Origin of the sequence: Vibrio sp. Vb1166 (assembly GCF_033338695.1) — a bacterium.
GTDB lineage: Bacteria > Pseudomonadota > Gammaproteobacteria > Enterobacterales > Vibrionaceae > Vibrio > Vibrio alginolyticus.
Window position 1 is genome coordinate 423,949 of the sequence record NZ_JAWOTE010000001.1, and the last position, 24,155, is coordinate 448,103.

Below are 24,155 nucleotides of genomic sequence, written 5' to 3' on the forward strand. Positions count from 1 at the left end.
ATCACCAATTTCATACTTACATTGATTGCGAAACAAACTTCAGCATGTCATCTGCAGCAGAGACCACTTTCGCATTCATCTCATACGCACGTTGAGTGGTGATCATGTCGACCATCTCTTCTACTACTTGTACGTTTGACCCTTCCAGTGCACCTTGCTTGATAATGCCGGCGCCATCAGCTCCTGCAATCAGCTCATCAGCTGGACCGCTGGCTTCCGTTTCACGGAATAAGTTGCCACCCATGGCCTCTAAGCCGGCTGGATTGATGAATTTTGCAAGTGTAATTTGACCAAGCTGCTGAGGTGTTGGATCGTCTGCTGTTGTTGTAGTCACTGTGCCATCAACACCCACAGAGAAAGAGACCGCATTGTCTGGGATCTGGATTTGAGGCTCTAAAGGCAGGCCCTGACTGTTCACCATTAAGCCTTCTGAGTTTCGATGGAACTGACCATTACGTGTATACATGATCTGTCCGTCCGAGTTTTCTATTTGGAAGAAACCCTGACCCATTACAGCAAGATCCAACTCTTGCGTTGTGTTTTGGGTATTACCTTGCGTGAACACTTTTTGTGTGCCAACAACGCGAACACCGCTACCTAGCTGAATACCACTTGGTAGTTCGTTAACTTGGTCTACTTGTGCGCCTGGTTGACGCTGAATGCTGTAGAAAAGATCTTCAAATACGACTCGGTCACGCTTAAAGCCAACCGTGTTTACGTTTGCTAGGTTGTTAGAAATGGCAGTCATCTTCGTGTCTTGCGCTGCCATGCCTGTCTTACTTACCCATAATGCTGAATGCATTTTTTACTCCTTGCGGGGCGAGACTTAGCTCGCCGCCATTAATTTGTTACCAGCTTTTGCTAGAGTTTCCGCCGTTTTCATCATGCGAACTTGCATTTCAAAGTTGCGCGTCAGCGACATCACACTAACCAATTCATCAATAGCAGATACGTTACTGCCCTCAATGTGCTCAGGAGAGAGTTGCACGGTTTCATCTGCCGCGAATGGCACGCCATCTACGCTGTGCAGCAAGCTATCACTCTCTTTTTGCAGTTGATTAATTTCCGGTTTAACCAACTTCAAAGTGCCTGCCACAATTTCTGCGCCGCCACCTGGTGGGATCACTGAGACTTGACCACGCTCGCTGATTTCAATCTTTTGATAATCCGGCACAACCAAAGGACCATTGTCACCGAGGACAGGGAACCCATTGATTGTTAGAGCGCCAAAAGTATCGACCTGAATATTGCCTGCACGGGTGTAAGCTTCGTTACCCGCTAGGGTTTCTACAGAGAGATATCCCTCCCCCATAACCGCAACGTCCAACGGACGTCCTGTTTTCACAATATCGCCAGCGTCGAAACGTGTTGAGGCAGAGTTGGTCACAACCATAGTGCGACCATCAAAACCTGGGCCTTGCATCTCTACACTACGCACACGCTCCATATCCGCTCGAAAACCCGCAGTATCAGCATTTGATAAGTTGTTTGAACGAACGTGCTGCGCTTTAAGAACTCGGCTGGCACCCGACGTTGCCGTAAATAACAAACTATCCATGCAAAACTCCCATTACACCGCGTTAAACAAAGCTTGAGTAAGCTTGTCGCTGGTAGAAATTGTCTTTGCGTTTGCTTGGTAGTTGCGTTGTGCAGTCATTAGAGCAACAAGCTCGCTGGTTAAGTCAACGTTAGAACCTTCTAATGCACCCGGAGTTAGGTCACCCATCGTACCTGAACCCGGAACACCCATAATTGGAGCACCTGAGCTAAAGCTTTGAGTCCATGATGTTCCACTCACTTTCGCTAAGCCTTGTGTGTTTGCAAAATCAGCAAGAACAACCTGACCTTGTAGCTGTGATTGGCCGTTAGTGTAAGTCGCGTAAACCATGCCGTTACCTTCAACGCGTACACCTGCAAGTTCACCTGATGTGTAACCGTTAGGACTATTAGTACTTACGCCAAAAGCTGCACCAAATTGCGTGCTGCCTTTCAGGTTAATGTCTACACTCATCGCGTTCGCGCCTGCAGCAGGGAATGAAACATTAAACGGCGCAGTTGGTGCTGAAAGCGAGCCGTCTTTACCAAACGTTACAGGCACAGTTGCTACTGGCGTCGTACCGCCATCTACTTGAACGTTCACTTCCCACGAGTTAGAAGCAGTCTTAGTAAAGTACTGAGTTACCGTGTGCGAGTTACCCAGTGAGTCGTAGACTTTTGTTGTGTAAGACGAGTTAAATGAGCTTGGATCTTTTGGATTGAATGGCGTTACGGCTTTATCAATAACAGACGCGCTTGCGTCGAAGTTCGCAACAAAATCTAAGCTGTCTGTTGCTTTAGCATTCAGTGAGGAAGTCGATACCTGAATATTACCCACAGAACCTGTCATTAGGTTGTTGTTGCTATCGACACTGTAACCTTGAAGCTTTGCACCGCTGTTAGCCGTAACAAAGTTGTTCTTATCCGTTGAGAACACACCTGAACGTGTGTACAACATTTGACCCATATTATCTTTAGTAACAAAAAAGCCACCGCCATTAATAGCTAGGTCCATCGCACGGCCAGTTCCTGTGATACTGCCGTCTTTGTCGAAGTTCTGTGAAATTGACGCGACTTCCACACCACCAGGTTGCATGCCGTTATATACAGCGGAGAATTCTGTGCGGCCACCTTTAAAACCATACGTTGATGCGTTGGCAATGTTGTGACTGATTGTGTTTAGCTCTGTGTTGGTCGCGTCCAGACCACTTAGTGCGATGTTAAAACTCATAAATAGACCTCTGATTTCCGTATTTGGTTAAGCACCAAACTGAGTGATTTGATAGAAAGGAACGTTGCCAACGCCATGGACATTGACTAATGCTGCGCCACCGGTATTAGGAATGCGCACTTGCTCAACAGTGCCTGCCATCAGCACATTTGGACTTGCTTGCCCTTCTTGCACTTCTACGGCCACTGAGTATTTGCCTGGTTTAAGACCAAGTTCTTCAGGATTAATTGAAAAGTCGACGTCACCTTTGCCGTGAGCACCTAGTGGCACTTTAGTTGATTGACCAAATTCATCTTTAACAACTAACGTGACTTGGTTTGAGCTATGAGCGAGTTCGATTTTTCCGTTTTGTACGTCTTCACCAAGCTGAAATTCATCCGCATTGACGTAAACCGTTTGCCCAACAAGGCCCGCTGTTGATAGCACTTGCATGTTGTCCAGTAACACCATGCTCTGTTGCATTGTCTTAGACATATTCTCGGTACTTTGTACCTGCGAGAACTGAGCCAATTGACCAACGTATTCCGTACCATCAAGGGGATTAAGTGGGTCTTGGTTTTGAATTTGAGCCACCATCAAAGAAATAAACTCATTCTCCAATGAAGAAGCGCTGTTCATGTCTTTAGGGTTTGGTGAGATACCGTTGCTGTCTTTTGTTTTTGTATTTACTGGAGCGTCAGACGATAAAGGGGTGTATTGTGCAATACTCATTAGCTACCCTGCCCTAATCTAAGCAGACCTTGCTGCATACTTTTTACATTGGCTAATACTTCAACATTCGTTTCGAAGCTGCGTGTTGCGGACATCATGTCTGCCATTTCAGCAACTACATCAATATCTGGGTAAAACACATAACCTTCATCATTAGCCAGTGGGTTGTTCGGCTCAAAACGCTTCTCTGCATCTCCAGCATTTTTAACAACGTCAACAATGCGAACTTCTGCATTGGGATAAGCTCCATTTTCTGTTGTCATTTGCGTTTTTTGGTACACAGTCGCAAATACTGGCTTAAGCGCTTTATAAGCATCTTCTGGATTTGCAGATACTGCATCTGCGTTTGCTAAGTTACTGGCTACCGTATTAAGACGCACAGTTTGTGCTGTCATCGCGGAACCAGTGATCGAGTAAATATCAGTGAATGACATAATTAACGTCCCTCAATCGCTTTCGCTAAGCCATTAAATTTCATGTTGAGAAACGTCAGGCTAGTTTGAAAGTCCATGTTGTTTTGCGTGAATTTTGCTTGTTCAACACCAAGCTCTACGGTGTTGCCATTTTTGCTATTCTGGTAAGGCACCGAGTATTGGGCCTGAACCTGGAACTTTGGCACCGGTTTGTTCACACCACCTGCCGTTACTTGGTTCATTACGGTGGTGAAACTTAGGTCTTTCGCCAAATACCCAGGGGTGTCAACATTTGCTAGGTTACTGGCGAGGACTTTGGTACGCTGAACGCGAAAATTAAGTGCCTCTGGATGTACTCCTAAAGCATTTTCAAATGTGATCGCCATGCATCTTCCTTACAGTTGGCTCGAATACGCCAACATACAAACAAGATACGTGCCATAAAAAATAGCTATATATATCAATGACTTACAAACAAGGATGGAAGCCAAACTTCCGGTTCTCGGAAAGCATTAAAAACAAGAGGAAAGTGTCCACTTCCTCAACAATAATGCTGACGTTACTCGCTTTGACATCAGAACAAGCATTCGCCAACACCAATGACAAAACCCTCAGCGTTGAAGAGATAAAATCCGTTGTAGCAACGGATTTCGAACAAGAGGTGGATCGCGTAGCGCTCTCCAATCAGTGGGGGGAGTACAAACTGGACTTCGACATGTGGGTGCCCGGTTCTGCCAATCACTTGCCAGAATGTCAATCGCCTTTAGTTATCACAGGTCGTGACAACAACACGTTGCCAGTCGGTAACCTCAAGCGCTCAGTCAGCTGCGACAATATCGCATCACCATGGCGAATTAACGTTACGATAAAGTCTTCGCTGACTCTGCCTGTTTTGGTCGCGACAACCACGGTTGGCCGAAATGAAGTCGTAACGGCTAAACACATAAAGCTTGAAACCCGAACCATCTCTCGCCAAGACGATTTTTATACTCGCCCCGAGCAAGCAGTAGGCTTAGAAACCTCTCGTCGTTTGAGGGCTGGACAAGTGGTTAATCCATCCAATTTGTCGGCCCCACCTCTAATCGAGAAAGGCAATGAAGTCATAGTCATTGCGAGCAAAAATGGATTTAGTGCCAGCACAAAAGGAGTCGCCTTAGAAGATGGAGCGAAAGGGCAACAAATTGACGTGGAAAACCCAAGTTCGGGCAAGGTCATAAGAGCAGTCGTAACTGGATTAAACCAGGTTCATACTCAATTTTGATTTTTTGACTCGGGGTAACATTTTTTAATTTTGGCTCTCGTCAGTAACACTGAACTTCGAGTACAAAAAAAATATTTAATGTTTATCACATTCTAACCGCCTACTTAATTTAGAACATGATGATGAGGACCACAGCATGAAAATCGACAAAGTCGCGGGCGGTCATGTCCCACAAACAAAATTACAGCAAGCAAGCAAACAGCCTGTCGACGTCGTCGAACAGAGCAAAGTACACGAGCCTGCATTTCAAGCGAATACCGTAGCGATAGATCGCGCTCAAGCTGAAATGGCATCACTACCTGATGTTGATATGGAAAAAGTAGAACAAGTACGCAACGCATTAGCGCGTGGTGAACTTAGCCTAGATACAAAAGTGCTATCCAAGGCAATCATGCAGTTCCATACAGGTCACGAGTAATAAAACGCTAGGAAGACATCATGGCAAGCGCAGTATCGCAGCGAATTCAACAATTTGTTCGCTCTATATCTGAGGATATTAAGCTTTATCAACAACTGCTTCCTTTGCTTCAGCAGCAAAGGGTATTGTACTTAAAGTTTGATGGAGAGGCACTGAACGACAATGTTCAGAAACAAATGCCGATACTCAATAAACTCAGCCGCTCCGCCAATGACAGAAGCCAGTGTATGCGAGCGCTGGGGTTAGCGTGTAATGACGCCAGCGTAAAACGAATTTTCAACGCTTTGCCTGCCCAAATAGGTATGCAAGCTAGAAAACAATGGGCGCTATTGGAAACGTTGGTAAGTCAGTGCCAACAATACAATCAGAGCAATGGCCACAGCTCTGCGGCGTTCCATGAGTTGGTCAGTCAACTCAAACAACCTGTGCAACACACTTATGAAGATAAATCGTTCTAAACGATGTTCGTCTTGCCTACAGATTCAGTCGCCATCTCGGCTGAGTACTGTAGGCCTTTTTATTTTTATTGCCTTTCTGTCCTACCTTCCATTCACATGCCAGGCAAAACCAAATGCTGTCGATATTCAAACGCAGTATCAAGTATTAGCCCCATATAAGCCACAAATTGCCAAGCGTCTCGATTCATCCAAACCGGTAATTAACCACATTTTCAAACAGCTTCAAAACCACTCATTACCAAATAGCCTAGCCTTAGTGCCAATGTTAGAGTCTTCTTACAATCCCAAAGCCGTTTCTCATGCTAACGCCGCCGGACTTTGGCAATTGATACCAACCACAGCGAAACGATTCGGATTAACGATAAATACAAAACAAGACGATCGCTTTGACACAGAAGCCAGCACAACGGCCGCGCTCAAGTACCTGGCGTTTTTATACAACAAATTCGATCAAAATATGGCTCTGACCTTAGCTGCATACAATGCCGGAGAAGGACGCGTTGCACGTGCTATTCAGCAAGCAGGAAGTCGAGATTTCCAACAACTCACGCTGCCTAACGAGACTCGTCAATACGTCAGCCGCTTCTATGCATTGGAAAAGTTGATAGATATCGGTCAGTTACAATCCTCATCATTTCAACCTTTACTCTTGTTTGCTCCAGACACTCCTATGATTTCACAACCGCTGGTCGACTTTAGCCGACTGCCTCCGCTAGTTAATTTGTGATAAAAGCTACGACAGAGCCCAATGTCAGAGAAACGTAAAATTACAAGATCCTGTTCGGCGAATTTGAAAACTCGTGATCTCTATGCAAACGTGTGCAAAAAAGTTGAGGTAAGGTATCTCAAAGATAAGAAAGAGTAGTGGTTTACTAAAAAGCGCCCCAATTGCGCTTGGCAATTGGGTAGATATGCGTCACATTGCGTTTGCAAAAAACATGAAAACCAATGGTCAGACCTAATAATTATTTACACACTAAATGTAAAACAGCTATTGTTTTCATAGTTCGAAACAAATCTAACATATCAAGATGGCGCTTCGCTTGCGCGTCTGGAATAAGTCCGGGTTCCGGGGGGGAGTCCGGACTTTTTTATTGCTCTAAAATCTTTGCCCACAATAGAGCCAACAGAAGCTAAGTCGTAATAATGCAAGCTAGCTGCTTATAGTAATTCTTTAGAAATCAACTGAAGCAAAAACGTTTCGCGCTCAATGCTCATGCCTTTTTTCGGGCTTTCTGCCATCGTTTTTTCATTGTGTGCAATTGCTTCGTGAATGTTCATCCATAACGGGCGCATTCCATTTTTAACTTCGTAATCTTCATACGCCGTTTCGCCTAGCTCACGTTCGATTTTACATGTATAACAATACGACACCATGTGCATCACGTCAGCGTCATCCTTGTACCACGGACGAAACTCCTCAAAGATTCCGAAAGGCTTAATACCATGTATATTTTGGGCGCCCGTTTCTTCCTCTAATTCACGGACTAATCCAGCAATGACATCTTCACCATCATCAATACCACCGCCTGGTAGCGTGTAGTCATGGTAACGTTCTGTATAGAGCAACAGCACATCTTCACCATCAAGTACAATGGCTCGCGCTGCATTGCGCTGAAAAACAATTTTGTCATCCAAATGCTCTATGTCTGGATGAACGGTCGATTTTAAATGTCTCATCGAAAATACCACGGTCAATGTTTTGTGCGCATATTACCGAATTTCACACTTTAAATCATTGTTGTAGGCCAGGTACGTTCGAGCGCTTGTCAGGAAGTGATTGATATGACCTTCACAACAATACGCCAAGAACAGAAGTGTGACGTGCTAATCAGCAATAAATGAGAATATCTAAATTCTTATACGTCCCTCTTACTTTTAACATCGATAAGACAATAATCTCTTAAAGTTGCCTATAATCAATACAATACTCGCCCACCCCATGCGGAGATAAAGAATGAAAAAGACAAATTTAATGATGGCTATGGCTGCAACATTGGTACTGGCTGGTTGTTCAACTTACAAGGGAGCGACCCGATCAACTGAGTATACCTCCGTTGCAAATCCCGCAGCCGTATACTGTGTTCAGCAAGGTGGTGAGCTGGATACCGTGTCGGAAAACGGCGAACGTGTCACTTACTGTGTGCTGTCGGACAATGAACGCGTCGAGCAATGGGAATACTATCGCGAGAATCACAAAGAAAATGAGGGTGACAACTACTAATTATTTTTGTCGATACGTCACCTTCCCTCTATCACTTAGGAGCCTTTGGGCTCCTTTTTTATTTGATTTATCAAAGTGTTCTTACGTTGTTTTTACATATCTCTGACTTTACCGCACATCGACCCTATATCGAACAGTGTTCTATTCTTGACATTCCCCTGACATAACTTTCCACTTGGACAATAAAATTCCAAACACAGATCACACTAATTCACATTTCTTCCACATTTTCTGGGACAGGTGAGCAAGATGAAAACACAAATAGTAAAAGAAGCCGAGTCAGCCCCAAGCAACGTTGTTACTGAAAAATCAAAGCGCATTATTTATAAATCGAGTTTAAACGCCTTGATGATTGTCGCTATAAGTATTCTCGTTAACCTTAGTCTTCGTCTTGATTATGTCGTGTTGGGATCAAGCCTTGGCGAGCTTTCCGTTACAGAAACGCTCCAGCTTGTGATGCTTGCTATTGCATCATGGTCGTTTTTCAGCTTATCGAAACAACAGCCTCAGCTAAAGCATGCGGCTATTTTGATTGCAGGATTTTTTGCAGTACTGATTATTCGCGAAACGGACTATTGGACAGACATGATTCATCATGGCTCTTGGGTTTTCCCAGCACTTGCTGTCACCGCACTGGCTTGCGCCAAAGCTTACCAAGGTGGTAAAGGTACCATGAACGAAATGGCGACCATTTTAACGGTGCCACATATGAAGCTATTAGTTGGTGCTGTAATGCTATTATTAGTCTTCTCTCGTTTGTATGGTATGGGTAGTTTTTGGCAACAAGTGATGGACGAAAATTACATCCGTGATGTTAAAAATATCTCAGAAGAAGGTATAGAACTGCTTTGCTACTGTTTGATCGCATTAAGCGCCGTCCGCACAAAACGCGAGCTTAATGAATAGACTCTGGGTCAAAGCGACGGTTCAATGCCGTCAGTATCGGATGGAAGATACTTAATGCCTTTTCCGCAGCACCTACAGATTCATCCAAGGCCGTCATTTCGACGGCCTTTTTCATTTCTTCAATATGTTGCAAAGCCTCTTTATCGAGCGGTAAAGAGAGCAATTTGTGAATAGCATCTCTTGCGATCATCAGTGGCTTTTTTCGGACAATTGATAAATCTCGGAAAAATGCGCCATGCTTGATCCCTTCTAAATAAACTCGGTAGGTTGTGAGTTCATCGAGTAGCAAGAATGTCTCCGCCATAAGCCCTTTATGTGGGTATGGCACGCTAATATGTTTGCTGATATCCAGTGGAATATTGAGGGTCACCCCCATGGATTCGCAATCGGATTTAAGTACTCGTAATAAGCCTTGCTCATCCATCAAATTCTGGATATCAATGATTCGTTCGAGGTGGTAGTCATTAGACAGCAAGATAACCTCAACCGGATGCCCCGACGATAACTCGAACAACCCACTTTTGCACAAAACTTGGGAAACATAACGCATGTTTTGAAACGTGTTCAACGACTCCGTTTCTAAGAGTATATGACGTTCAGGGAACGGATTCACAGAGTCTGCGTTTAGGGTTCTAAAATACGCGTACATCGCCTCTGCTTCAGAAACACTTTGTCCTTGCGTTACTCCGCCACAAAAAATAATCGCCGTTCGCTCTGTCGGTAGTGATGCAGTCCTACAAGACAAAGCTTCGACTCTTGTTATGCCCTCAGAGGTCAACCTGTTATTGACGAGGCGTTTACCTAAAACGATGACGATGTTGTCTAACTTCATTTTAAAATCTCGCGCTTAGTTGGCAGTGTTACAAAAATCTTCTTTCACTCCCGACCCACAAGCTTTAACATCTAGTTAACAACACTGTTCTAGAGACCTTTATAAAGGTTCACTGCTAAAGGAAGTCAATTATGCTGTCGATTTTCGATATATTTAAAATTGGTGTCGGGCCATCCAGCTCCCATACTAATGGTCCTATGCTTGCCGGATTCCATTTCACTCAGCTAGTTAGCGACTCTATGGCGAAAGTGCATCGGGTGCAAGTGGACCTTTATGGCTCATTGTCACTGACAGGTCGAGGGCACCATACAGACCGAGCCACGGTCCTTGGTTTGATGGGAAATAAACCTGATACCATCAAAATGAGCAGTGCCAAAAGTGCGCTACAAAATACCATAGACAATAATACGCTCATGCTCGCCGGTACACACCAAATTGAGTTTAGCTACGACCATGACATCGTCTTTCATAGCGACAACCTTCCCTTGCATGAAAATGGCATGACGATTACGGCATTAGACGCTGCTGGAGATCAAGTAGCGTTTGAAATTTATTACTCCATTGGGGGCGGATTCATCGCCACCGCCGACGAACTAGAGAACGGCACGCAACAAGATGAGGTCGCAGTACCATTTCCGTTTACATCCGCAGATGAGATGCTGGAAAAAGCCGAGACGAACGGTTTCAGCTTGGGAGGCATGATCCTCCAAAACGAACTCGCATTTCGCTCAGACGAAGAAATTAACCAAAGAGCAGAGCAAATTTGGAAAGTGATGTCGCTCTGCATGCAACGTGGCTTCGATACGGAAGGGATTTTGGAAGGTGGTCTAAATGTCACTCGTCGAGCACCAAACCTTTTGAAAAAGCTCGAAGCCAACGCTGCAGTTGAAAACGATCCGATGGAGATCATGGATTGGATCAATCTCTTCGCCTTTGCGGTTAGTGAAGAAAATGCAGCAGGAGGGCAAGTCGTTACTTCTCCAACGAATGGCGCAGCAGGGGTGATTCCGGCGGTATTGATGTACTACCATCGCTTCATCAAAGAGCTCGATGTTAAACAGCTAAAAGACTTTCTCGCAGTCGCCGGCGCTATCGGCATCTTATATAAAACTAACGCGTCAATTTCTGGTGCAGAAGTGGGGTGTCAGGGAGAAGTTGGGGTTTCTTCATCCATGGCTGCCGCTGGCTTAACAGCGCTAAGAGGGGGCAGTAACGAGCAGATTTGTATTGCTGCGGAAATTGCGATGGAGCATTCATTGGGTATGACTTGTGACCCGATTGGCGGCTTGGTTCAAGTACCTTGTATTGAAAGAAATGCCATGGGAGCAATGAAAGCGATTAATGCATCGCGTATGGCATTAAAGCGCACAAGTAAATGCTTAATTTCGTTAGATAAAGTTATCGAAACCATGTATCAGACTGGTAAAGATATGAATAAAAAATACCGTGAAACCTCTTTGGGGGGCTTAGCTGTCATTCATATGGCACCGCCATGCGAATAATGGCAAGTGGTCATTGCGCTTAGCTTCTCACCATACGCTTATCTGGTAATTGTGATCTGATGATATTACATATAGAAATGCCGCGTTCTTCGCGGCATTTTCTTAACAAGAAACTATTCGATTAATCACGTCGACCACGAAGTTCAATTTTTTGAGTTGCAGCATCCGAATGGATTGTTACACCGCCATAGGCCATTTCATTGCGACCCTTCAGCGTCAATTGAGAATCTGCACGCTCTACGTCAACCTGATTTTTCGTTGCCATCGTCATATCAATCGTGCCCGTGTATGACCCATCGCCAGCAAATGCTACGTTTGTTGAGCAAATCATCAAAACAAGTGCGATTAGTTTTTTCATACATCACCTCTATTATCGTTCTAACTTTCTTTCGGTGGAAAAACTGTAACAACAGAAACGCGCTCATACGAGGAAAGCCATTATTTACCAAATGGAAATCCATGCTAATAAACTGGTGTAACCAAGAATAACTTATCGTTACCTTCAATAAATCAGGGATAAGGCAGCAACTTAAATTGACCGAGCGTTGTCTTTTCTTAAGAAATTCAGCGATATGATTTGTCGACAAAAGCCAAGCGAGACAATGTATGAGCGTTAATCTGGATATTCAAAATATTTTGGTATTAAAACGGATGTATGAGTTACGTAACGTCCGGTTAGTCGCAGAATCACTCGGTAAAACGTCAGGAGCAATCAGCAAAAATCTGACAAAGATGAAAACTCAGCTCAATGATCCGCTATTCGTTCAGACCAAAAATGGCTTTGAACCAACAGCTTTTGTGGAAGCGAATATTGCGCATTTTGAGCAAATAATCAACAGTATTGATTCCATCAAACCACAGCATTTTTCACCAGCTCATTTTGACGGTTCAATCACTATTTATGCTAACACATTGTTTTGGGAGTACTTTGGTGACAAGTTTTACTTGGAGTTACTAAAGTACGCCCCAAACGCAAAATTCTCATGTTTGCGCTGGGGTAGCGAAGCAAAAAAACGATTAATTGACGGTGAAAACGCCATTGCGATTCATTACTTTGATGAAGATCTGCCACAGTCAATTGTTCAGACCGAACTAGGGCGAGGAAAAGCGGTATTTTTTGTTCGACAAGATCATCCCGCTCAAAACTCCCAAGAACTAGAAGAATACCCTTTTATACTTTTTAAAACGCCGGGATGGAACGACTACCGATACCCAGTGTTGGAAAGGCTCAAACATATGGGTTTTAGAACCACACCTAAAGTGGAAATTGAGCATCCAGCGATGATTCAAAAAGTGCTTCTGCAAACGAATCATTTTGGCATAACGATGAGTGGACATGTTCCTAAGGGTTGCCGGAGTATCGCGCTTCCTGCTGGGCTAGAGCTTGATGTTCGCTACGTGATGAGCTGTCGTCGCTCTCAACAGCAAGCTCCGGTAAATCAGTGGTTATTAGATGTCATTAAGCATGTCGCTCAGTCCTAGACTGATGACTTGCTACTGCTAATAATAGCCAAACCACACATGCGCTCTACTTACTCGCTGAACGAACATTAAAGACTCTGTATTAACCATTGAGCAAAGGTGTTTACGTATGATTTTTTGGATGCTCGAACCATCATATAATGTGCACCAGAACTTGGCATATGCCAATTTCCAGCCTGGACTAATACGCCCTGTTGCAGCTCATCCTCAACAAGAAAGTCTCTTACCAGCAACACGCCAAGTTGATTAATCGCAGCATGAATAGCAAGCAATGAGTGTTCAAACTCGGCGACGACTTTGCTCACCTTCCCTTGGTAACCTTGGTGTGAAAGCCACTCTTGCCAAGATTCATGATAACCACTAGTACAGATTTTAGGCGTTTTAGCTAACTGCGAGAGGTCATTTATCGGGTTTAAATGCATAAAGCCGGGGCTTGCGACAACAATCCAGTTTTCTTGGGTTAATCGTATGGCTTCTTGCTCTTGCCAATCTCCATCTCCGTTAATAATTTCGATATCCGCAATCGCACTGGCGTTTGGAACTGTATTAGCAGTTGTCGAGACTTTAAAGAAAATGTCTGGGAATTGTCGCTGAAAATCAGCCAATCTTGGCATTAACCACTGAGAGCAAAAGCTGTGAGCGACATGTAAGTTAACTTGCGTATTCTTGGGACGAGTAAATAAATGCTGCGTCGTGGTCGATAATGTTTGAAGCACATGATTAACCACAGGCCAGTATTCTTGTGCGGAGCAGGTCAGCGTAAGGTGAGTGCCCTTACGCTCGAATAACGTCGCATTGAGCTGTGACTCTAGCGATTTCACCTGTTGGCTGACGGCCGCACGAGTCACATTTAGCTCCTCTGCGGCTTTTGTAAAACTCTGTAGTCGCGCCGTGGCTTCAAAAGCTCGGAGCAAATTGAGCGGCGGTAAACTTTGCATATCATTCTCCCAAACACTTGGCTGTCATGCTATGAACTGGTGATGACAAATTGATGAAGGTGCTGAGTTTACGTATGTTGAGCATATGTCAAAGCGTCCCGATATAACTATGTTTCTACACAACTACTTAGTTTGTTAAGCGGGATCAAAAAAGCCAGCGTGATACACGCTGGCTTTTGGAACTTTATCTTAAGCAGGAATTATTCTGCTTTTTCAGTTGTTTGGTATTCAAACGCAGGAACAACCACTTCAACACGACGGTTCATTTGACGACCTTGACGTGTCTCGTTGCTTGCCACTGGGTTAGCTTCACCCATGCCTTTCACTGTCATACGCTCAGCCGCAATACCTTTTGCTTGGAACTCGTCAGCAACGGCTTTTGCACGTTTTTCTGTGAGTTGCTTGTTGTAAGCAGCAGAACCTGTCGTATCGCTGTAACCCGTGATCTCAACTTGAGCTTGTGGGTAAGTATTCATCAAATCAACGGTACCAGAAAGGTTCGACGCGTCTTTCACTTCTGCACTTTCTAAGTCGAATTGTACTGTCGCTGTTGTTTGAGCAGGGTAAACGTGATCTACAATGCGTGTTGCAGGACGTGCTTCTACCACCTCTTCAACGGCTTTTTCTTGAACGACTGGCTCAGAACCAAACTTGTAGTTGAAACCGATACCGAAGAAATCTGAATCCATGTCTTCAATTACATCATCAGACATATCTTGGTAGCGTTGGTATTCAGCACGTAGGCTCCAGTTGTAGTTGATTTGGTATTCAGCACCCAGAGAGCCAGTTGGTACGAAATCTTTCTCGTCACCAGCCATCATGTATGCAGCACCAACTTTCGCGAATAGATTCCAAGAATCCGTTAGCGGTAGGTTAAATTTAGGAGCAAGCGTCAACGCCCAAAGATCACCATCAACGGTGTTTAGGCCAGGCTTTTTGAAGTTTGCAGTGAAGTCACCAAGGTAATCAACACCATACTCTGCTGCAACGTACTTGTTGAAGCTGTAGCCTAAGTGCATAGATGCTGCAAAACTGTCGTCGTCACAAGGTTCGTTCAGGTAACACGCATCGTTTAGAGAGTTGTAACCTACTTTACCGCCCATGTAAGTGTCAGCAAGTGCAACGTTTGAGATCACACCACCAGCAAGTACAGTAGCCACTGCTATAGCGATTTTTTTCATTATTCTTTTCCTTTTTCTTGTACACAAAGCAACACACCGCGGCAGCATACTGCCGTAAAATATGAAGCCGTAACTTTCTCTTTTCTTCGAATAGAAATAGCTAAATAGCGTAGGAAAGAATCAAAAATGATATTCAAACGCCAATGACGTAAAACGGAAAAAGGTAACCTCAAGACCATCTATTCATGAGCTTCATCCGCATACCCAACCGAAAAATAAAGTTCGTTGCGTTGGTTTAGCCATAGTCAATTCGTTGCGGAGAATATCACAAAGAAGCCAACTTTCTGTGACGCAAATCACCATAAAAAGCCACTTTCTCAAATTTAAGAATCATCATTTAAGCTTGTGAATGGCAACAAATTTTTACAGGGGAGCGTGGATATGGAGAGCACAAAAAAACAGCTCATTTAAAATGAGCTGTTTTCGAAATAATGAAAAAGCGTTAACTCGTCGCGCTAAATTTTATCCGCTACGGTTAACGTTGCAGCTAATACATCTTGTCCAAACAAGACACTACGCTCAGGAGACCAACCGTAAAGTGGATCTGGGTGATTGTTGTTATCTTTAAATGGCATTTCGATTGTGTAAGACAAGCATTTGAACTGCTCTGCAACCCAATTTGAACCGACCGTCAAATTCGCTTTACCAGGCTCATCTTTATCGTAACCAATCTCATCTTGGAACTCTGGCGTAATAGTCAGTAACGCTTGCTTAAATGATGTCTCTAAAGCGGCAAGATTTTCATCGTAAGAAGGAATACCTTCTGAGCCAGCGACGAAGTTATACGGAATCGCTTCATCGCCATGAATATCTAAAAACATGTCAACACCCGTTTCCAGCATGCGCTGACGCACAAGGTAGACTTCTGGGCTCTTTTCCATTGATGGCGTTTGCCATTCACGATTTAGGTTTACACCTACTGCGTTGGTACGCAAGTGACCGCGAATACCACCGTCTGGGTTCATATTTGGTACGACGTAAAGCACCGCTTTTTCAAGCAATGCACGCGCAACCGTGTCGTTTTCATCTAACAGACGTTGGATCATACCTTCCATGAACCATTCCGCCATGGTCTCACCTGGGTGCTGACGTGCAATCATCCAGATTTTCTTTTTGCCTTCTTCTGGCTCACCGAAAGTAAGCAAGCTCATGTCATTGCCATCTAGCGTATGACCAAGCGTCTCTAGTTGGCAGTGGTGCGCGCTTTGTGCCATGTGTAACAAGTCTAAATGGCGATCGTACGTGTATGGCGCAAAGTACGCGAAGTAAATTGAACTGCGCTCAGGGATTACAGTGAAAGTCAGCGTGTCGCCATCGAACTCTGCCGGTACTCGGAACCATTCTTCACGATCGTAAGACGCAACCACATCGTAACCTTGCCATCCTTCTGGATAAGCCGATTTAGCCAAATCAAGCAATTTGATGGTGTGCGATTGCTCAGCTTCTGTCTCAAGACGGAAGTGGAACCACTGGTAGAATTCCGACATATTGTCGTTAGGAATTTTGAGTTGGATGTCGTTTTTGTCGTCCGCTTTCACTACGTGAATGCTGCCGCTATCGAAGTTGCTGAATACTTTCATTTTATGACTCACCTTTTAAATCTGAGCTTGAAAGACAGAGGCTAACACAAGGCTTCATCGCGCCCCAATGACTTTCACTGCAAACTGTCTCGTTTGTGGCTAAAGTCTTCAGTTTAGTCAAGCTTATCCGCTTTGCCTGCTGGTCCTGCAAGTTTTGCTAGCCGCTTATCCCAGATAAACGGCGTTTTCTCGTTATCTTCTGCTTCCTCTTTTCGACGTACCGCGTTGCGCACTATCATAGCCCCGGTCCAGCGAAGCGGTTCTGGTGGGAAACACCCCAACGGTCCTTTGGCTAAACCACTGTTCGTCCACTCGTTATCGATTCCCAATATCAATGAAGATAGGATCTTTCCGCCCATGCGAGTCTGCGCTACACCATTGCCTGAATAACCAAATCCGTAAAAGATATTGCTCTGTTTATCTAGCTCGCCGAAAAAAGGGAAACCAGTAGCAGAACGATCAGAGCCCCCCGTCCATGAATAAGCAAACTCCTCGCCTCTCAAACGAGGAAACAACTTATCGAACGACTTACGCAGTAGACCTTGGTAGCGTGTTGGCTTGTTAAACATTACGTCAACTTGGTTATTGAAAGAAAACTGATTGCCGCCTTTCCCCAACATCAAACGGCCATCTGGCGTATCTCGGTAATAGTGCACAAAAATACGAGAATCCAACACACTAGAACCTGCCTGCCAACCAGATAGAGGTAGTGCGTCACCAAGCGGCTTGGTGATCACCATGTCGGAAGAGACCACCACGATACTGTTTTTGAACTGTTTAAACTGCTCTACCATCCATGCATTTAATGCCAACACCACCTGCTGCGCTTGAATATTTCCTTTAGGTGTACAGACGGTGGCAGGTTTTCCATAATCTAGACGCGTCATTGGCGTGTTCTCATAAACTTCTACACCCAGATCAATAGCAACACGGCGTAACCCTCGCGCGAGTAAGGCGGGTTGCACGTTAGCAGCAACCGGAGAGTGATAGCCTTCTATATGTCGAGGTGAACCCGCATTGGCACGCAGTTCCTCCACCGAGCAACGACGCCAACTGTTCACTTCTAATCGCTTTAACTCGTCCACAACTGGCTGCATTCCCCCAGTTTGAGCCTGATTGGTTGCAGTGTAATAAACCCCTTTCAACGATAAGTGCGCATCGATGTTGTGCTGCTGACAAAAGTCGTCAATCTCTAGCACTGCTTGTTCCGACTCTTTTACTAACCAAGCAGCATGTTCTTCACCGAATAACCGTTTCAATGTCGGAAACTTGGTAGACCAAGTCAGCATACAACCGCCGTTTGCGCCCGATGCACCACTACCACATAAGCCCTTTTCGATAACAACCACCTGTTTTTCCGGAGATTGCTGCTTAATCATAATCGCGGTCCAAAGTCCGGTGTATCCGCCACCAACAATCGCAACGTCAGTATTAATGTTCTGCTGTAACGGTTGTGGCGTTTCTGGTTGCTCAGCTTCAATTGCCTGCTTGAACCAATATGAATGATGTGTCATCGGGTATCCTCGTTAGTGCGTTACATCCATTTCCGCAAACACTTTACAAACGATGATGACAATCAACGAGCAAGAAAATCTAACGCTGAGCGATAGAAAATGTTGCACTGAGAGTGTGAAAATTTTCGCTTTCGACAAAAACAAAATGAGGAGCTCGTGGCTCCCCAAAAACAAACAGCAAAAAATATTAGTGGTAAACAATTCAAGTCCGTCTTACTGGTTAGTATTTACCGGTATCACGCATGCGGTACTCGTATTGAACATTGAGAATAGGCTGGTAAACAACTTGCCCGTCACTTTGCAAGAACTCATTTACCATGACTTTTGAGTCAGTGATAGAAAACGATTGGCGATCAACATACGTTGTAAGGCTCGTAAACTCATCACGGAGTTGTCCAGATGATTTATTTTGGTAGCTTTGGATCATGTCTCGGCCCATTTCATAAGCCGCTTGTTTGCTATCCATTACGTCGCCATGGATAGTTTCGGTATCGTTTGTCCACTGATAACCACCAGCAAGAGCCATAGAAGGTGCAGCAATCAGAGCAATCGTACTTGCTAAAGTTGTTAAGCGTTTCATAAACCTCTCCTTACTTACCTTTACATCGGGCCAAAATTGGCTCGATACTTATAAGGTACGTATAAAGACCTAAAACACGTCAAAACAATTTCAAATAATGTTCAATTTTCGTTCAACTTATTTCACATTAACTTAGCAACTCAACGTCATATTCAGCCGACATTCGCATTTTCTTTCTTTTGAACAATGGGTTTCAACCTGACACTTCCTTACCAAACCATACAATACCTAAGGTCAATTTTCTCTTAGAATTTCAGCAAAAGAACAGTGTTCAAAACCTTACACAAACGTCGGACACAGCAAAAACCACCTCTTTTCAGTCGTGCTTTGCATTCCTCCTTTTCGGGTTCTTCGCTGCTCGTCCGTCGGTTCTTAATTGTCGCTATTGAGCACAAGTTAATCTGGAGTGAAAATGACCGCGAACAAATCCATTTTTTACCATAGCAAATCGATTTACTCAGATGATTATGCTGATGTCTACAAGCCAATTTGGACCTACAGAGCTAAGTTCATCTTACGTGCGCTTTATTACAAACGTGCGTTTAAGCACCTTTCAGACAATATTGAATCGTCATTGTTAGAGTTGCTTTGTACACGTACGCATCGATTTTTAGAGAAGCCGTTTCGTCCGTATATCATCAAAAACAACTCAGCGTTCGATCGTTCTAACTTGGTGGTTGATCACTATAAAACGATTTCAGAACTGTTTTCTAAACAAACAATCGAAGAAATCTACACAGACTCGAAAGGCCTAACATTAGCCTCTTTTGAAATTGACGAAATCCTGTACTCGGTGAGATTAGTATACGAAGCACGTTATCAAAAAGAAGGCGATATGAGCCTAGTGCTGCACAGCGCTGAAGATGGCAACTTCTACACGCTCTCTTTTACGCTCGGTCACATCGAATCTGGACGCAGCATTATGATTGGCGGCTTACAAGGACCGCGAAGCAGTGAAGAAAACAACGCGAAAATTAAAAAGCTAACTCGTAAGCTTTACGGACAGAGACCAAAAAGCTTGATGGTGAGCTTGCTCACTTTGCTCGCACAAATTTGGGAAGTGAACACGATTCTAGCAGTGAAAACGCAGTCCCATACTTACGCAGCTAAGCGCTACAGCAAAGGGCGAATCAAAACGGATTACGATGCACTCTGGCAAGAATTGGGCGGCACCGAATACAATCGTCATTTTTACTCAATTGATGTAAATGCACCCCGTCGAGATATCGAAGGCATGTCGCGCTCTAAGCGTTCGATGTATCGTCGCCGTTATGAATGGCTAGACAACACCAAGATCACTTTCGAACAAATATTAAAAGGCGAGCAAGCTAAAAGCTAAGGAGAAGCGTTCATGCGTTATTCATTCATTACTGCTTTAGTGTTGTCGGCTTTTTCTTTGTCAGCCAATGCAGAAACCAGTGAGCACATCATAGGTACAAACATTGGCTATGGCGATGTGAACTACGATGCTCCGACAAGCAAAGAATCAGGCGACATGTTCTTAGGTGAAATATATTACCGCTACATGCCAACACATAACTTTGGTATCGAAGCAGGTTATAAAGGCGCGTTTGACGGTATCGGCTCGATACTCGTGAGTCCGATTTCAGAAGTCACCGATACGAGCTTCTCCGGACCTCGCTTGAGTGGCTATGCTAGCTATCCTCTGGGTTCAGGTTTCGAACTGTACGGCAAGGCAGGTGTTACTCTCTACACTCTCGAATACACTTATAAAGTGAACGGTCAGAGCAAGAACATCGAACACTCAAGTGTCGGAGGTGAAGCGGCTGGCGGTATCGGCTGGAGCTACAAACACTTTGGTTTGAATGCAGAATATGTGTACTCAAAAAACAGCGATTTTGACTCTAGCGGTGTGATGTTTGGTGCGCAATTGCGTTTTTAAACAAGGCTTACAAGTTAATACAAAAGGCAGCGAGAGGCTCATTCGCTGCCTTTTTTCGTGAATATAGGTCAATACGCAAGCGCGAGAATGATCCCCGCCACGATAGAAGTAACGCCAAGCCCTCGGGTGAGATACCATTTCTCAGACAGAAACCAAATCCCCATAAACAATCCAAACACAATGCTAATTTGCCTTAGTGCCACGACCAAACTGACGTTGTCGGTCATGGTCATCGCAAACAACACCAAGCCGTAGGTGGATGCCATCATTACCCCTGCCATGCTAGCTGTTTTGCGGATCTGCCACGCTGTCTTAATCTCATCTGGCTTGCCCGTAACTAAGCACCACACAAGAGCAGGAATACCAATTGCCCAAAACTGCACGCCCAAATAGAAGATTGCACTGTACTGATCATTCAAAATCTCTGATGCTTGTCCTGTGAGTAAACTCAGCGCTTCTTTATCGACCACCGAGTAACCCGTTGTGCCTATTGCGGCAATTAATGCCCAGAACACACCGACGTTCAAATAGGAGCCCAATGTCATTTGACGAAAATTCGTCAGTGGCACCAGCATACAACCAAGGGTAATCAGCAAGAACCCAAGCCACTGCTGACTAGATAATTCATGTCCCAATGCAACACTGATTGCGCCGACCATCATCACTGGCAGTGCCCGAGCAATGGGATAAACCACACCCACGTCTGCGTGCTTATAAGCGACAATCAAACCAACCAGATAAACCATTTGTGAAATGCCGCTAATGAACAGCAATCCCCAAAATTCACTCGGTAATGATGTCCAGCCAATGGTCACCAAATACCAAATCAAATAAGGGGTAAGAATGAAACATGCAGAAAAGCTGGCCGCCATAGTAAACGCGAGTCCAGAGCCTGAGTTGCTTTTACCAAGGATATTCCAACCCGCATGGAGAACAGCAGAAAAAACGACGAGACTAATCGCCAACAAATCCATTTCAATGTTCCTGTCTGAATAAAATAAAGGCCCCGAGATGGAGCCTTAGATAATGAGAAAATCCACTTAACGATTGAGTTCCGCCAGAGATTCAATGCTGATGGCATCGTGTCGCCAATACTCGATATCGCAATCAATCAACTCACCATGCTGGTTGTAGTTGATGCGCTCCACTACCATCGCTGGCGTACCGGCTGTCGCACGCAATGCCTGAGCCATTTCACCCAACAAAGTACTGGTTGAAATGCGGTAGCGAATCTTTTGATACGTCACGCCATAATGATCGCGATAAATGTCCGTCAGCGAATTTGATAAATCGTAATCCAGCAGGTTCGGAAACAGCTCTGGGCGAATGTAGTTTGTTACGAATACCACAGGTCTATCTTCAAGGTATCGCACACGGTCGACTCGATACACATCCGAGAAAGGCTGCAAGTCCAGCAAGCGCGCCGCTTGTTTGTTTGCCAACGTCCCTTTTGCTGCGACCAAGTCCGTTTTTGGCACGCGATTTTGCGCTTTCGCCATGTTCGGGAAGTTCAGAGTTTGGGTTGGATCGTAACGCAATGGCTCAGGTGAGATAAACCAACCTCGGCGATCTTCGCGATAAATTCGACCTTCCGCTTCTAGCAGTGATAAAGCTTCACGCAGAGTGACGCGTGTAGTATCGAACGACTCCGCCAACTTACGCTCTGCTGGCAGTTTTTGACGCGGCGATAGCATGCCCGCTTCAATCTGTTCAACAATCGAATCTTTAATTTTTACGTATTGCACGAAGTGTCCTTATCTTTTGCGCCAAGCTTGTGTGCGATTTTCTAACAATTTACCCAAAGTCATCTGAACAATCTTCGCAATTGCGGCAGCAATCATGATCATGACAGCCATTGCCGCTGCAGCGCCAGTTTGACCTGCATCATCCATATTCAGAATCGAGACCGAAGCCGGAATCGTATCGGTTGAGTAAAGGAATACTACCGCAGAAGTAGTGGTTAATGCATTAACAAACAAGTAAGTCGCAATGTCCAAAATCGCAGGTAAGCACACAGGTAATGTCACTTTAAAGAACAACTTGTATTGAGGAAGCTTCACCGATGCCGCCGTGGCTTCAATCTCCGATGGCAACTGCTTTAGCGCTGTCAGGGCGGTCATGTGACCCACTGTGTAGTAATGCACTACCGTGTTAATCACCAAGAATGCCATGGTGCCATAAAGTACGTTTAGAGGATTGTTCGCATCGTTGAAGTAAAAGATGTAACCCAAGCCAAGCACCATACCCGGTACCGCCATTGGCACCACGCTGAGCATTTGCATCACCTGACGAATTGGACCAAACGCACGCCCTTTCTCAATGCAGTAAGCACCGACAAAGATAATGGCTGTACCGATCACTGCCGTCCAACCTGCCAGTGTTAGTGAGTTGAAGAATGGGCTCCAACCGTAAGTGCTCATTTCGGCAAAGTTGTAGTTATTTAGCGTCAGCGCTTTGTTCCAAGGCCAGAACGTAACTAACGAGCCATACACCGCCATACCCAAAACCGCCAACACTGCGATAGAAATGATGCTGCAGTAAACCAAACAAATGCTGTCGCGCGCTTTGTTAGGTTCTGGCTGATAAGGTACCGAGCGAGTGTCAAATAAGCTCTTTTGCTTTTTCTGTACCCAGCGGTCTGCACCAAATGCCATTACCGCAGGGAATAGAAGCATAATGCTGGTCACCGCACCCATGGCAAAGTTTTGCTGTCCCACAACTTGTTTGAAGATGTCAGTCGCCAAAACGTTGTAGCTGCCCCCAATCACTTTCGGCACACCAAAGTCCGTGATAACCAGTGTAAAGACGACGATAAGCGTACTGATCAAACCGTATTTCGCCGCAGGTAACGTCACCATAAAGAAGGTTTTTATTGGTGAGGTCTTCAGTGCGCGGGCTGCTTCATACAAGCGAGCATCTGAAGTGCGCAGCGAAGTAGTCAAAATCATCAATGCATGAGGGAAGGTCCAGAAAATCAAACCCATCGAGATACCAATCACGCCGTAAATCGAGTTTCCTAACAGCATCTCTTTGGCAATGCCTTGATTACCGAAAAGGAAAATCAAACTGATCGCTGGTAACAACGAAGGCGCAAGGATTGGCGCAGTACCTAAGATTTGAAACAAACCTTTAAACGGCATGCATGAGCGAGTCAGCGCGTAGGCATAACCAAACGCAAGTACACCCACTACCGAGGTCACAATCACGCCCAAAGTGAAGGTATTACCCACCGACACCCACAAGCTTGAAGAAGAAAAGTACGTCGCAAAGTTTGCCAATCCAACAAATTCGCCATTGGCATTTTGCACACTCTTGGTCAACATTGCCCAAAGCGGCATTAAGATGAACAGCACCATCATGGTCGACAAACCAGCGAGCAAACCGAACAACACAAGGTTGTCGCGGCTAACACGTCCGAGTAAGGATTTTGCTTTGTCTTGTGTGGTCAGGCTATTCATCGTCATTGTCTTCGCATCCATGTTTAC

27 protein-coding genes are annotated in these 24,155 nt (G+C 44.8%); 10 read left to right on the forward strand and 17 right to left on the reverse strand.

Features of this window, described 5'->3' with window-relative positions:
• Window positions 1–16 precede the first annotated feature (16 nt).
• The 6 genes from flgG to flgB are packed head-to-tail and all read right to left on the reverse strand — an operon-like array spanning window position 17 to window position 4,277.
• Complete coding sequence (flgG, locus tag R7E51_RS01810) at window positions 17–802, reverse strand: flagellar basal-body rod protein FlgG (protein ID WP_005374008.1); 786 nt, start codon at window positions 800–802, stop codon at window positions 17–19.
• Between the two features lie 24 nt (window positions 803–826).
• Entirely contained in the window at window positions 827–1,558 is a 732-nt protein-coding gene (flgF, locus tag R7E51_RS01815) for a flagellar basal-body rod protein FlgF (RefSeq protein WP_017819769.1), read from the reverse strand.
• A gap of 12 nt (window positions 1,559–1,570) precedes the next feature.
• Window positions 1,571–2,767 (reverse strand): flagellar hook protein FlgE, encoded by a 1,197-nt coding sequence (gene flgE / locus R7E51_RS01820; protein ID WP_005374010.1) that lies wholly within the window; start codon window positions 2,765–2,767, stop codon window positions 1,571–1,573.
• Window positions 2,768–2,794: 27 nt separating this feature from the next.
• The gene (flgD, locus tag R7E51_RS01825; RefSeq protein ID WP_017819768.1) at window positions 2,795–3,478 is read right to left on the reverse strand and encodes a flagellar hook assembly protein FlgD; all 684 of its coding nucleotides are present in this window, start codon (window positions 3,476–3,478) and stop codon (window positions 2,795–2,797) included.
• On the reverse strand, window positions 3,478–3,912 hold the full coding sequence (gene flgC / locus R7E51_RS01830) for a flagellar basal body rod protein FlgC (protein WP_005374012.1): 435 nt from the start codon (window positions 3,910–3,912) through the stop codon (window positions 3,478–3,480). Before flgC ends, flgD begins: the two co-directional genes overlap by 1 nt.
• Before the next feature lie 2 nt (window positions 3,913–3,914).
• Window positions 3,915–4,277 carry a flagellar basal body rod protein FlgB gene (flgB, locus tag R7E51_RS01835; protein ID WP_005374013.1) on the reverse strand — a complete coding sequence of 121 codons (363 nt, stop codon included), beginning with the start codon at window positions 4,275–4,277 and terminating at the stop codon, window positions 3,915–3,917.
• A 77-nt stretch (window positions 4,278–4,354) separates the two neighbouring features.
• Between flgB and flgA the strand changes: the two genes are divergently transcribed.
• From flgA to R7E51_RS01855, 4 genes are all read left to right on the forward strand, one after another.
• Entirely contained in the window at window positions 4,355–5,152 is a 798-nt protein-coding gene (flgA, locus tag R7E51_RS01840) for a flagellar basal body P-ring formation chaperone FlgA (RefSeq protein WP_031777223.1), read from the forward strand.
• A 136-nt stretch (window positions 5,153–5,288) separates the two neighbouring features.
• Window positions 5,289–5,570: a flagellar biosynthesis anti-sigma factor FlgM gene (flgM, locus tag R7E51_RS01845; RefSeq protein ID WP_005374016.1), complete on the forward strand. Its 282-nt coding sequence runs from the start codon at window positions 5,289–5,291 to the stop codon at window positions 5,568–5,570.
• Between the two features lie 20 nt (window positions 5,571–5,590).
• Window positions 5,591–6,028 carry a flagellar export chaperone FlgN gene (flgN, locus tag R7E51_RS01850; protein ID WP_206957445.1) on the forward strand — a complete coding sequence of 146 codons (438 nt, stop codon included), beginning with the start codon at window positions 5,591–5,593 and terminating at the stop codon, window positions 6,026–6,028.
• On the forward strand, window positions 6,009–6,755 hold the full coding sequence (locus R7E51_RS01855; protein ID WP_021707687.1) for a lytic transglycosylase domain-containing protein: 747 nt from the start codon (window positions 6,009–6,011) through the stop codon (window positions 6,753–6,755). The genes flgN and R7E51_RS01855 overlap by 20 nt, the downstream gene beginning before the upstream one ends.
• Before the next feature lie 434 nt (window positions 6,756–7,189).
• On the opposite strand, the gene R7E51_RS01860 is transcribed toward R7E51_RS01855, so the two are convergent.
• Window positions 7,190–7,708 carry an NUDIX hydrolase gene (locus R7E51_RS01860; RefSeq protein WP_017819767.1) on the reverse strand — a complete coding sequence of 173 codons (519 nt, stop codon included), beginning with the start codon at window positions 7,706–7,708 and terminating at the stop codon, window positions 7,190–7,192.
• A 277-nt stretch (window positions 7,709–7,985) separates the two neighbouring features.
• Between R7E51_RS01860 and R7E51_RS01865 the strand changes: the two genes are divergently transcribed.
• Entirely contained in the window at window positions 7,986–8,252 is a 267-nt protein-coding gene (locus tag R7E51_RS01865; RefSeq protein ID WP_017819766.1) for a putative hemolysin, read from the forward strand.
• A 249-nt stretch (window positions 8,253–8,501) separates the two neighbouring features.
• The gene (locus tag R7E51_RS01870) at window positions 8,502–9,158 is read left to right on the forward strand and encodes a hypothetical protein (RefSeq protein ID WP_005374025.1); all 657 of its coding nucleotides are present in this window, start codon (window positions 8,502–8,504) and stop codon (window positions 9,156–9,158) included.
• Here the strand turns inward: R7E51_RS01870 and R7E51_RS01875 are convergent.
• Window positions 9,148–9,990, reverse strand: a complete 843-nt coding sequence (locus R7E51_RS01875; protein ID WP_017819765.1) for a YdcF family protein — start codon at window positions 9,988–9,990, stop codon at window positions 9,148–9,150. The genes R7E51_RS01870 and R7E51_RS01875 overlap by 11 nt on opposite strands.
• Window positions 9,991–10,121: 131 nt before the next feature.
• Here R7E51_RS01875 and R7E51_RS01880 point away from each other — a divergent pair, with 131 nt between their 5' ends.
• Window positions 10,122–11,492 carry an L-serine ammonia-lyase gene (locus tag R7E51_RS01880; protein ID WP_017819764.1) on the forward strand — a complete coding sequence of 457 codons (1,371 nt, stop codon included), beginning with the start codon at window positions 10,122–10,124 and terminating at the stop codon, window positions 11,490–11,492.
• A 121-nt stretch (window positions 11,493–11,613) separates the two neighbouring features.
• Here the strand turns inward: R7E51_RS01880 and R7E51_RS01885 are convergent, their stop codons facing one another.
• A complete protein-coding gene (locus tag R7E51_RS01885; RefSeq protein ID WP_017819763.1) occupies window positions 11,614–11,850 on the reverse strand; it encodes a hypothetical protein in 237 nt (78 codons plus the stop codon).
• Between the two features lie 248 nt (window positions 11,851–12,098).
• Here R7E51_RS01885 and R7E51_RS01890 point away from each other — a divergent pair, with 248 nt between their 5' ends.
• Entirely contained in the window at window positions 12,099–12,974 is an 876-nt protein-coding gene (locus R7E51_RS01890; RefSeq protein ID WP_017819762.1) for a LysR family transcriptional regulator, read from the forward strand.
• Window positions 12,975–13,042: 68 nt separating this feature from the next.
• Here R7E51_RS01890 and R7E51_RS01895 read toward each other — a convergent pair whose 3' ends face one another.
• From R7E51_RS01895 to R7E51_RS01915, 5 genes are all read right to left on the reverse strand, one after another.
• Entirely contained in the window at window positions 13,043–13,912 is an 870-nt protein-coding gene (locus R7E51_RS01895) for a LysR substrate-binding domain-containing protein (protein WP_017819761.1), read from the reverse strand.
• Between the two features lie 200 nt (window positions 13,913–14,112).
• Entirely contained in the window at window positions 14,113–15,093 is a 981-nt protein-coding gene (locus tag R7E51_RS01900; RefSeq protein WP_005374035.1) for an OmpA family protein, read from the reverse strand.
• Window positions 15,094–15,548: 455 nt separating this feature from the next.
• Window positions 15,549–16,673, reverse strand: a complete 1,125-nt coding sequence (locus tag R7E51_RS01905; RefSeq protein WP_017819760.1) for a M14 family metallopeptidase — start codon at window positions 16,671–16,673, stop codon at window positions 15,549–15,551.
• Between the two features lie 113 nt (window positions 16,674–16,786).
• Complete coding sequence (locus R7E51_RS01910) at window positions 16,787–18,187, reverse strand: FAD-dependent oxidoreductase (RefSeq protein WP_206957444.1); 1,401 nt, start codon at window positions 18,185–18,187, stop codon at window positions 16,787–16,789.
• Between the two features lie 220 nt (window positions 18,188–18,407).
• Window positions 18,408–18,767 carry a DUF3316 domain-containing protein gene (locus tag R7E51_RS01915; RefSeq protein ID WP_017819758.1) on the reverse strand — a complete coding sequence of 120 codons (360 nt, stop codon included), beginning with the start codon at window positions 18,765–18,767 and terminating at the stop codon, window positions 18,408–18,410.
• Between the two features lie 412 nt (window positions 18,768–19,179).
• Between R7E51_RS01915 and R7E51_RS01920 the strand changes: the two genes are divergently transcribed.
• Complete coding sequence (locus tag R7E51_RS01920; protein ID WP_005384371.1) at window positions 19,180–20,106, forward strand: VirK/YbjX family protein; 927 nt, start codon at window positions 19,180–19,182, stop codon at window positions 20,104–20,106.
• A gap of 12 nt (window positions 20,107–20,118) precedes the next feature.
• Window positions 20,119–20,670: an outer membrane beta-barrel protein gene (locus tag R7E51_RS01925; RefSeq protein WP_005374044.1), complete on the forward strand. Its 552-nt coding sequence runs from the start codon at window positions 20,119–20,121 to the stop codon at window positions 20,668–20,670.
• Between the two features lie 68 nt (window positions 20,671–20,738).
• Here R7E51_RS01925 and R7E51_RS01930 read toward each other — a convergent pair whose 3' ends face one another.
• The 3 genes from R7E51_RS01930 to R7E51_RS01940 all read right to left on the reverse strand — a co-directional run bounded on the left by R7E51_RS01930 (window position 20,739) and on the right by R7E51_RS01940 (window position 24,149).
• Window positions 20,739–21,644 (reverse strand): EamA family transporter, encoded by a 906-nt coding sequence (locus R7E51_RS01930; protein WP_206957443.1) that lies wholly within the window; start codon window positions 21,642–21,644, stop codon window positions 20,739–20,741.
• Window positions 21,645–21,710: 66 nt separating this feature from the next.
• Window positions 21,711–22,415, reverse strand: coding sequence for a phosphonate utilization transcriptional regulator PhnR (phnR, locus tag R7E51_RS01935; RefSeq protein ID WP_041054140.1), 705 nt, complete (start codon window positions 22,413–22,415; stop codon window positions 21,711–21,713).
• Window positions 22,416–22,424: 9 nt separating this feature from the next.
• The gene (locus R7E51_RS01940; RefSeq protein ID WP_005445406.1) at window positions 22,425–24,149 is read right to left on the reverse strand and encodes a putative 2-aminoethylphosphonate ABC transporter permease subunit; all 1,725 of its coding nucleotides are present in this window, start codon (window positions 24,147–24,149) and stop codon (window positions 22,425–22,427) included.
• Window positions 24,150–24,155 lie beyond the last annotated feature (6 nt).

Excerpts from the sequence above, each read along its gene's own strand:
- flgG (WP_005374008.1), bottom strand. The coding sequence starts at position 802 with ATGCATTCAGCATTATGGGTAAGTAAGACAGGCATGGCAGCGCAAGAC.
- flgF (WP_017819769.1), bottom strand. The coding sequence starts at position 1,558 with ATGGATAGTTTGTTATTTACGGCAACGTCGGGTGCCAGCCGAGTTCTT.
- flgE (WP_005374010.1), bottom strand. The coding sequence starts at position 2,767 with ATGAGTTTTAACATCGCACTAAGTGGTCTGGACGCGACCAACACAGAG.
- flgD (WP_017819768.1), bottom strand. The coding sequence starts at position 3,478 with ATGAGTATTGCACAATACACCCCTTTATCGTCTGACGCTCCAGTAAAT.
- flgC (WP_005374012.1), bottom strand. The coding sequence starts at position 3,912 with ATGTCATTCACTGATATTTACTCGATCACTGGTTCCGCGATGACAGCA.
- flgB (WP_005374013.1), bottom strand. The coding sequence starts at position 4,277 with ATGGCGATCACATTTGAAAATGCTTTAGGAGTACATCCAGAGGCACTT.
- flgA (WP_031777223.1), top strand. The coding sequence starts at position 4,355 with ATGACTTACAAACAAGGATGGAAGCCAAACTTCCGGTTCTCGGAAAGC.
- flgM (WP_005374016.1), top strand. The coding sequence starts at position 5,289 with ATGAAAATCGACAAAGTCGCGGGCGGTCATGTCCCACAAACAAAATTA.
- flgN (WP_206957445.1), top strand. The coding sequence starts at position 5,591 with ATGGCAAGCGCAGTATCGCAGCGAATTCAACAATTTGTTCGCTCTATA.
- R7E51_RS01855 (WP_021707687.1), top strand. The coding sequence starts at position 6,009 with ATGAAGATAAATCGTTCTAAACGATGTTCGTCTTGCCTACAGATTCAG.
- R7E51_RS01860 (WP_017819767.1), bottom strand. The coding sequence starts at position 7,708 with ATGAGACATTTAAAATCGACCGTTCATCCAGACATAGAGCATTTGGAT.
- R7E51_RS01865 (WP_017819766.1), top strand. The coding sequence starts at position 7,986 with ATGAAAAAGACAAATTTAATGATGGCTATGGCTGCAACATTGGTACTG.
- R7E51_RS01870 (WP_005374025.1), top strand. The coding sequence starts at position 8,502 with ATGAAAACACAAATAGTAAAAGAAGCCGAGTCAGCCCCAAGCAACGTT.
- R7E51_RS01875 (WP_017819765.1), bottom strand. The coding sequence starts at position 9,990 with ATGAAGTTAGACAACATCGTCATCGTTTTAGGTAAACGCCTCGTCAAT.
- R7E51_RS01880 (WP_017819764.1), top strand. The coding sequence starts at position 10,122 with ATGCTGTCGATTTTCGATATATTTAAAATTGGTGTCGGGCCATCCAGC.
- R7E51_RS01885 (WP_017819763.1), bottom strand. The coding sequence starts at position 11,850 with ATGAAAAAACTAATCGCACTTGTTTTGATGATTTGCTCAACAAACGTA.
- R7E51_RS01890 (WP_017819762.1), top strand. The coding sequence starts at position 12,099 with ATGAGCGTTAATCTGGATATTCAAAATATTTTGGTATTAAAACGGATG.
- R7E51_RS01895 (WP_017819761.1), bottom strand. The coding sequence starts at position 13,912 with ATGCAAAGTTTACCGCCGCTCAATTTGCTCCGAGCTTTTGAAGCCACG.
- R7E51_RS01900 (WP_005374035.1), bottom strand. The coding sequence starts at position 15,093 with ATGAAAAAAATCGCTATAGCAGTGGCTACTGTACTTGCTGGTGGTGTG.
- R7E51_RS01905 (WP_017819760.1), bottom strand. The coding sequence starts at position 16,673 with ATGAAAGTATTCAGCAACTTCGATAGCGGCAGCATTCACGTAGTGAAA.
- R7E51_RS01910 (WP_206957444.1), bottom strand. The coding sequence starts at position 18,187 with ATGACACATCATTCATATTGGTTCAAGCAGGCAATTGAAGCTGAGCAA.
- R7E51_RS01915 (WP_017819758.1), bottom strand. The coding sequence starts at position 18,767 with ATGAAACGCTTAACAACTTTAGCAAGTACGATTGCTCTGATTGCTGCA.
- R7E51_RS01920 (WP_005384371.1), top strand. The coding sequence starts at position 19,180 with ATGACCGCGAACAAATCCATTTTTTACCATAGCAAATCGATTTACTCA.
- R7E51_RS01925 (WP_005374044.1), top strand. The coding sequence starts at position 20,119 with ATGCGTTATTCATTCATTACTGCTTTAGTGTTGTCGGCTTTTTCTTTG.
- R7E51_RS01930 (WP_206957443.1), bottom strand. The coding sequence starts at position 21,644 with ATGGATTTGTTGGCGATTAGTCTCGTCGTTTTTTCTGCTGTTCTCCAT.
- R7E51_RS01940 (WP_005445406.1), bottom strand. The coding sequence starts at position 24,149 with ATGGATGCGAAGACAATGACGATGAATAGCCTGACCACACAAGACAAA.